The organism is Mucilaginibacter sp. P4_G9 (assembly GCF_056400985.1).
Map to the genome: position 1 here is coordinate 1 of NZ_JBFUKF010000765.1, position 1262 is coordinate 1262.

General features: G+C 35.3%; 1 protein-coding gene. It reads right to left on the reverse strand.

All coding sequences use genetic code 11. The features are described from left to right. Positions 1–1262 (reverse strand): P-loop NTPase family protein (locus AC1DPZ_RS27475; protein WP_477409500.1); only part of this gene is annotated, 1262 nt, incomplete at both ends.

Consider the following 1262-nt stretch of genomic DNA (forward strand, 5'->3'; position numbering starts at 1 on the left):
CTTCTATACTATCGGTGATCTTGATACTGGTTTGGATCTTTAAAAAGGGAGCTTTGTAAGCCCTTGCGCAGCTGGTGAATAATGTTTGAGCCAGCAGTGTGTTTATCGCTATTGCTTTAATAAATGTTGTTTTGCCCGACATGTTTGAGCCTGTTATTAATGCTCCTTTATCGGCACGGGTATATAAAGAATTAGGTACACATTTATCTATTAATGGATGATAAAGATCGGTAATATCCATTTTAGCATTTTGGTCAATGAACTCTGGTTTATTATAAAACGGCAAACCCTCCCTTACTGATTGTATGGCAATAAGTATATCAATTTCGGCCACAAATGTATATACCTTCTCAATATCATCGCGGTACCTGCCAATGTGTTTTACAGAATTGGTATAAATGTGGGATTCAAGCAAAAACAATGTTTTAAATAGTTGGAAAACCACATAACCCGGCGAACCGGAATCTATAATCAACTCACTTTCAAAGTTCACAATACTTAATGAACGTTTAAGACCTGCAAGGTTTATCAGGCTTTTTTTAATTTCTTCAGTATCGCCGGTTTTGGCATTTTTAACTAACCAAACGGCAACCTTATGCATTATCAGCAACTGGGGTAATGAATTTGAATAGGCCGCAATTTTTCTTTTGCTTGCAAAATTGAAAATGATATTATACCCAAACAATACACCTAAAATTATTAAGCTTACCGGGTTAGGTATAATTAGCAGAGAAATAATGGCTGCTAAAATTAAATATGGCACCGCTTTAATATACATGTTCATCACCGGTGCAAATAACGGATCATGTGATTTTAAAAACAGGTTAACAATCTGGTAAGCATTGATATGATTAAGTTTTGAAAGCTCCAGCTCAATAAATTCCCGGTTTGGAGCATCGGCGTTAAGCGTTTCTATCTTTTTGTCAAGTATTAATAAATTATCAATTGACGTTTCGGGAAAATGCAGCTTTTTGTAGAGGTATTGTTTACCTGGTTTTGAATTAGCCCTATCAATGTAGTTGAAAACACTTTTAAGGTCAAGGTCATCGGCTGTTACATTTGATAGTTTTCCGATGCTGTTGTCGGCATCCTTGTAAAGCTTTATCAAATCAAAATTACGTCTCGCATTTACAGGTTTGGCCCATTTGTTTTTTATTTTCTCCAGTTTTTTTTCTTTAGTACGTAGCTTGCCAAAGTAAGAAACAATGTAGGAAACAGTAAGTACAATGGCCAAAACTAACAGCGTAAATAAGAAATAATAC